The sequence below is a fragment of the Mycobacterium sp. 852014-52450_SCH5900713 genome (assembly GCF_001667075.1).
Lineage (GTDB): Bacteria > Actinomycetota > Actinomycetes > Mycobacteriales > Mycobacteriaceae > Mycobacterium.
In genome coordinates this window covers 1-6,542 of the sequence record NZ_LZIL01000025.1, presented here as the reverse complement: position 1 = coordinate 6,542, position 6,542 = coordinate 1, and the positions used below count along the sequence as shown (strand labels likewise).

Here is a 6,542-nt window from a genome sequence, read left to right as displayed (position 1 = left end):
CCCAATGTCATGGGCACCGCCGAGCTGATCCGGATGGCACTCACCACCAAGATCAAGCCCTACGCCTACGTGTCGACGAGCGCCGTGGGCTACCAGATCGAACGGTCGCTGTTCACCGAGGACGCCGACATCCGGGTCATCAGCCCCACCCGCAGGATCGACCACAGCTACGGCAACGGATACCCCAACAGCAAGTGGGCCGGCGAGGTACTGCTGCGCGAGGCCCACGACCTGTGCGGGCTGCCGGTCTCGGTATTTCGTTGCGACGTAATCCTGGCCGACCCCGCGTATGCGGGCCAGCTCAATCTGCCGGACGTGTTCACCCGCACGGCGTTGAGCATCCTGGCCACCGGCGTCGCGCCCGCCTCGTTCTTCCGGCTCGACGCCGACGGCAATCGGCAACGCGCACACTTCGACGGGCTGCCAGTCGGTTTCGTCGCCGAGGCGATCGCCACGCTGGGCGCCCGGGCGGTCGACGGATTCCAGACCTACCACGTGATGAACCCGCACGACGACGGCATCGGGCTCGATGAGTACGTCGACTGGCTGATCGAGGCCGGCCACCCGATCGAGCGCATCGGCGACTTCGGGGAGTGGTTGCAGCGGTTCGAGGCCGCCCTGAGTGCGCTGCCGGATCGACAGCGCCGGCACTCGGTCCAGGACGTGCTGGAGTTCGTGTTACACGCGGCCGACCAGTTGGAGCCCCCCGAGCCGAGCCGCGGGTCCTACGCGCCGACCGACCGGTTCCGTGCCGCGGTCCAGGACGCGAAAATCGGCCCCGACCATGACATTCCGCACGTGTCGGCGCCGATCATCACCAAGTACGCGACCGACCTGCGACTGCTCGGACTCCTCTAGCACGTCCACGTCATCGGCGAATTCCCTTGGCTTCCAAGGGCTTCCGTGCCGACACGATCACATAGTCCGAGAAGCCGGTCGATCGTTCCCACAGCGATACGCCGCGGCATTGCGCGCGATCGTCTTCCGTCACTTCCACGACCACTTCATTCATCTTTTTCTTTGCCTGAATGCGCTGCCGGGTGTACTTGGCCATGCCCGGGTACACGTCTTCCCGGATCGATTCCACCCGAATATCCCCGAATCCCGCGGCGGCCAGCCGGCCCGAGTATTCCTGCCGGTCGTAGTAATTGGCTTTCGGAATGTGTCCGTACTTCCGGCCGAACGCGGTCGTCAGTCCGGATTTCTTGCCAGGTTTGGGCAACATATCGGTGAGCGCAATGGTTCCGCCGGGCTTGAGGACGCGGAACGCTTCGCGGATGAATTGATCGCGGGTGTCGAAGTGGAATGCGCATTCCAGGGCCAAGACTTTTTCGAACGACATGTCGGGAAAATCCATTGCAGTCGCGGAACCGCACCGGATATCGATTTGGTTGTCCAGCCCGCGCTTGGCGACGCGGTCTCGGCCCATGTCGACGTGGACCGGGGTGATGTCGATACCCGTAATGTGGGAAAGCTTGAAGCGCTCGAGAAGAACAAAGTCCTGCTCCCCGAAACCGACGCCGACGTCGAGGACTCTGTCGCCTGGTTTCAACCCGGCCCGCGTCCCCAAGAGCTCCACCATCGCGACACAAGCGTCCGGATAGGTGCGAGCGACTTTCCAGTAACCGAGGTTTAGCCACAAGGGCTTGGAGTTATCGACGTAACCCTCATTCATGAAATCGATGACGTCGTCGCCGATCATCGTGTAGTAAGCCGCGGCGTCTTTTTGTCGCATCAGGCCATAGGACTGGGAAACTGTCCGGAACGCCCGGTGGATCGCAGAGGAATTTCCGCGCATTGTCTTCCCTTCGGGAAACCGGCAATTCATGGTAGCGCGGGCCCCGGCACGACAACACAGATCGAGCACTTCTGTGGCCACGGATTGCGCGCAAAACTCGGTCGATCGGTGCACCGATGGTCCATGATGATCTACGTGGACAGCAGCGCCCACGACATCGCGAACATGCCCCGGGGCGGGCCGAACGCCTCCTGGCTGGACCGTCGGTTGCAGACCGAGCGGCTGGAATACCTCGACCGCGACGATGTCGACGATCTGAAGCAAAAGGTCGTCCACGCGCTCGACCGCGCCGGACGACGACGCTTCTTGGGTGCTCATGAAAAGTTGGCCAGGATCGTGCTTGCCGAGCTGGCCGATACGCCCTCTCCGAAGATCCTCGAGCTGGGGGCGGGCCTCGGCGGGCTGTCGAGCAAGCTGCTCGAGATGCTCCCCACCGCACACGTGACGGTCACCGACATCGACCCCACGTTCGTGGCCGCCGTCGCCGCCGGGGACCTCGGCACTCACCCACGGGCCACGGTGCGGCAGATGGACGCGACCGCGATCGACGCCCCGGACGGGCAGTACGACCTCGCGGTTTTCGCGATGTCGTTACATCACCTGCCGCCCGCGCGGGCCGCCCGGGTGTTCGCCGAAGGGACCCGGGCCGCGAAAAAGTTGTTGATCATCGATCTCCGCCGGCCCGCGGCAGCGCTCCACTCGGTGGTGTTGGCGGCGACGTGGCCTTTTACCCGGGTGAGCCCGCTGGCACACGACGGTTTCATCAGCCAGCTACGCACGTACAGCCCGTCGGCGCTGAGGGCGCTCGCCCAGTTCGCCGACCCGGCGATCACCGTCGAATTCCCGAACCAACGCTTGGGGCCGACGGTGGCGGTTGCCAGCCGCCGTTCCGGCTCGGGCTAGCTTTCCAGTTCCCGCTTCAGGTTGGCCAATACCTCGCCCTGAATCCTCTTCAATCCCAACGGCGCAAAGGTTTTCTCGAAGAAACCCTTGACGCCGCCCGCACCGGTCCAGGTGGTCTTCACGGTGACGCTGGACCCGGGACCGGCGGGGGCCACCGTCCAGTTGACGATCATCGACGAGTTGGCGTCCTTCTCGATGACGGAATGGCCGGCGACGTCGACGCTGACCTGCATGTCGCGGACGCGAGATTTGGTGGCCTGCAGCCTCCATTTGGCGACGGTACCGGCGCCCTGGCCGCCCTGTAACACCTGGTAATCGCTGTACTGCGGGGACAGAATCTTCGGGCGCACCTGCTGATAGTCCGCGACGGCCGCGAGGGTGGCGCCCGGCTCGGCATTGACCAAAATTGTGCTGGCAGCACTCACCTGTCCCAAAACAACTCCTGAAGCTATGCGGCCCGCGCGCGGGTGCACGGGCTGTTGTCGAAGACTAGGGTATATGTGGTGCCTGTCCCTGGATCTGCACTCTCGGCGCACAAGGCGGGCGTTGACCGGTTGATGGCGAGTTATCGATCCATCCCGGCAACGTCCGCCGTCAGGCTCGCCAAGCCGACCTCAAACCTGTTCCGCGCCCGCACTAAACGCGACGCCCACGGCCTGGACACGTCGGGTCTGACCCGCGTGCTGAGCGTCGATCCCGAGGCCCGCACCGCCGATGTGGCCGGCATGTGCACCTATGAGGATCTGGTGGCCGCGACGCTGCCTTACGGCCTTTCGCCACTGGTCGTCCCGCAATTGAAGACCATCACGCTCGGCGGTGCGGTCAGCGGCCTGGGCATCGAGTCGGCATCGTTTCGCAATGGCCTGCCGCATGAATCGGTGCTGGAAATGGACATCCTCACCGGCGCCGGCGAGTTGCTCACCGCGTCGCGCACCCAGCATCCCGACCTGTTCCGCGCTTTCCCCAATTCCTATGGGACGCTTGGGTATTCAACGCGGCTGCGGATCGAGCTGGAGCCAATCGCGCCGTTTGTCGCGTTGCGGCACGTCCGGTTCCGCTCGCTGCCGGCGCTGATCGCGGCGATGGAACGCATCATCGATACCGGCGGGCAGGGCGGGACGCCGGTCGACTATCTGGACGGTGTGGTGTTCAGCGCCGAGGAGAGCTACCTGTGCGTGGGCCGGCGAACCACCACCCCGGGGCCGGTCAGCGACTACACCGGTAACAGCATCTACTACCAGTCGATCCGGCACGACTCCCCCGGCTCGGAACTCGCACAAGAAGCCACCAAAGACGACCGGTTGACGACGCACGACTACTTCTGGCGCTGGGACACCGACTGGTTCTGGTGCTCGCGCGCGTTCGGTGTGCAGAACCCCCGGCTGCGGCGCTGGTGGCCGCGCCGCTACCGGCGCAGCAGCGTCTACTCGAAGCTCGTTGCCATGGACCAGCGCTTCGGCGTCGCCGACCGCATCGAGAAACGCCACGGCCGTCCCCCGCGGGAGCGGGTGGTCCAGGATGTCGAGGTGCCGGTCGAACGGACCTGCGAGTTCCTGGAGTGGTTCCTGCGAAGCGTGCCCATCACCCCGATCTGGCTGTGTCCGCTACGGCTGCGCGACCATGGGCGCTGGCCGCTGTATCCGATGCGGCCGGACCACACGTACGTCAACATCGGCTTCTGGTCTTCGGTGCCGGCGGGCGCCACGGAAGGCGCCACCAACCGGACGATCGAAGCGAAGGTGAGCGAGCTCGACGGGCACAAGTCGCTGTATTCCGACTCCTATTACGCCCGCGAGGAATTCGACGAGTTGTACGGCGGCGAGGCCTACAACACGGTCAAGAAAACCTACGATCCCGATTCCCGGCTACTCGACCTCTACGCAAAGGCGGTGCAACGGCGATGACTTCTATTAGCGAGACCAAGGAACCCCGCCGTGCCACGGCCGGAAAACTCAGCATGGCGGAGATCCTGGAGATCTTCGCCGCCACCGGGCGACACCCGCTGAAGTTCACCGCCTACGACGGCAGCACCGCCGGCAGCAAGGACGCGGAACTGGGCCTGGATCTTCGGACCCCGCGTGGCGCCACCTACCTGGCCACCGCTCCCGGTGAACTGGGTCTGGCCCGCGCATACGTGGCGGGCGACCTGGACCTCTACGGCGTGCACCCCGGTGATCCCTACCAGCTGCTCAAGACGCTGACCGACCGCGTCCAATTCAAGCGGCCGCCGGCACGGGTGCTCGCCAACGTGGTGCGCTCGATGGGGCTGGAGCGGCTGGTCCCGATCGCCCCGCCGCCGCAAGAAACGCCGCCCCGGTGGCGGCGGATCGCCGACGGGCTGATGCACACCAAGACCCGCGACGCCGAGGCCATCCACCACCACTACGACGTCTCCAACGCCTTCTACGAATGGGTGCTCGGCCCGTCGATGACATACACGTGTGCGGTCTACCCCGACGCCGACGCAACGCTGGAAGAAGCCCAGGAGAACAAGTACCGGGTGGTCTTCGAGAAGTTGCGGCTGCAGCAAGGTGACCGGTTGCTCGACGTCGGCTGCGGTTGGGGCGGCATGGTGCGCTTCGCCGCGCGACGCGGCGTCCGGGTGATCGGCGCCACCTTGTCGAGCGAGCAGGCGAAGTGGGCGCAAGGGGCAATCCGGGATGAGGGTCTCGAGGACTTGGCCGAAGTCCGGCATTCGGACTACCGCGACATCCGCGAGGGCGGTTTCGACGCGGTGTCCTCGATCGGGTTGACCGAGCACATCGGTGTCAAGAACTATCCGGCCTACTTCGGGTTCCTGAAGTCGAAGCTGCGCACCGGCGGGCTGCTGCTCAACCACTGCATCACCCGCCACGACAACAAGTCGACCTCCTTCGCGGGCGGCTTCACCGACCGGTATGTGTTCCCGGACGGGGAGCTGACCGGTTCGGGGCGCATCATCACCGAGGTCCAGGACGTCGGCTTCGAGGTGTTGCACGAGGAGAACTTCCGGCATCACTACGCGATGACGCTGCGCGACTGGTGCCGCAACCTCGTCGAGCACTGGGACGAAGCGGTCGACGAGGTCGGCTTGGCCACCGCCAAGGTGTGGGGCCTGTACATGGCGGCCTCGCGGGTCGCCTTCGAGCAGAACAACCTGCAGCTGCACCACGTGCTGGCGGCCCACGCCGACGAGCGGGGCGGTGACCACCTGCCGCTGCGGCCCTGGTGGACGCCCTAGCCCGCTAGCCCTCGGGCGCCGACCCGCCGCTAGCCCCCGTCGATCCGGCGGGCGCCCAGCTCGTTCTGTAACAGCTCGAGCGCGACCTCCTCCGGATCGCGGCGCGGCGCCGAGGACTCCGTGCGGCCGGCTTCGGCGAGCATGTGTTCCTCTTCGTCGCGCTGCGTCACGTCGGGCGCCGGCTCTGCGGCCCTCGGGGTCGGCGCGGCCGACTCGACCGGCGCTGCCGCGCCCACCTCGCAACGCACCCGCCAGTTGACGCCCAGCGCGTCTTTGAGCGCTTCGGCGATGACGTCGGCGTTGCGCTGTTCGCACAGCCGCTTGGCCAGCGGCGCCGACGAATGCGTCAGCACGAGCGTGTTCTCCTCGATCGCGCGGACGGTGGCGCCCGCCAGCATCACCTCGGTGGTGCGGCTGCGCTGGCGCACCTTGTCGCGCACCGTCGGCCACATGGTCCGCACGGCGGCCGCGTTGAGTTCACCGGGCGTGGCCGGTTCGGCGATCGGCGCTGCGGCCGGTTCGGGCACGGGGGGCGACGGGACCGGTTCGGGGACCGCCTCCGGCTTGGGAACGGGCGGAGCGGACCTGGGCGGGGCGGGCTCCCCCCCGGGGGCGCCAGCG

General features: G+C 66.3%; 6 protein-coding genes and 1 pseudogene. 4 read left to right on the top strand and 3 right to left on the bottom strand.

Annotation, left to right across the window (positions count from 1 at the left end):
* Nucleotides 1-858: SDR family oxidoreductase (locus A5773_RS06215; RefSeq protein WP_197507853.1), on the top strand; the 858-nt coding region annotated here is incomplete at its 5' end.
* Nucleotides 859-868: 10 nt separating this feature from the next.
* On the opposite strand, the gene A5773_RS06210 is transcribed toward A5773_RS06215, so the two are convergent.
* A complete protein-coding gene (locus tag A5773_RS06210) occupies nt 869-1,735 on the bottom strand; it encodes a class I SAM-dependent methyltransferase (protein ID WP_067790035.1) in 867 nt (288 codons plus the stop codon).
* A 189-nt stretch (nt 1,736-1,924) separates the two neighbouring features.
* Here A5773_RS06210 and A5773_RS06205 point away from each other — a divergent pair, with 189 nt between their 5' ends.
* On the top strand, nt 1,925-2,701 hold the full coding sequence (locus A5773_RS06205) for a methyltransferase domain-containing protein (RefSeq protein ID WP_066956051.1): 777 nt from the start codon (nt 1,925-1,927) through the stop codon (nt 2,699-2,701).
* On the opposite strand, the gene A5773_RS06200 is transcribed toward A5773_RS06205, so the two are convergent.
* Entirely contained in the window at nt 2,698-3,135 is a 438-nt protein-coding gene (locus A5773_RS06200; RefSeq protein WP_067790033.1) for an SRPBCC family protein, read from the bottom strand. The genes A5773_RS06205 and A5773_RS06200 overlap by 4 nt on opposite strands.
* A 66-nt stretch (nt 3,136-3,201) precedes the next feature.
* Here A5773_RS06200 and A5773_RS06195 point away from each other — a divergent pair, with 66 nt between their 5' ends.
* Together A5773_RS06195 and A5773_RS06190 are read left to right on the top strand one after the other, a co-directional pair.
* Entirely contained in the window at nt 3,202-4,605 is a 1,404-nt protein-coding gene (locus A5773_RS06195; protein ID WP_066955890.1) for an FAD-binding oxidoreductase, read from the top strand.
* A 5-nt stretch (nt 4,606-4,610) separates the two neighbouring features.
* Nucleotides 4,611-5,921: a class I SAM-dependent methyltransferase gene (locus A5773_RS06190; RefSeq protein WP_369817328.1), complete on the top strand. Its 1,311-nt coding sequence runs from the start codon at nt 4,611-4,613 to the stop codon at nt 5,919-5,921.
* Nucleotides 5,922-5,950: 29 nt separating this feature from the next.
* Here the strand turns inward: A5773_RS06190 and A5773_RS06185 are convergent.
* Nucleotides 5,951-6,542, bottom strand: a pseudogene (locus A5773_RS06185) (DNA polymerase III subunit gamma/tau); the annotation flags it as partial.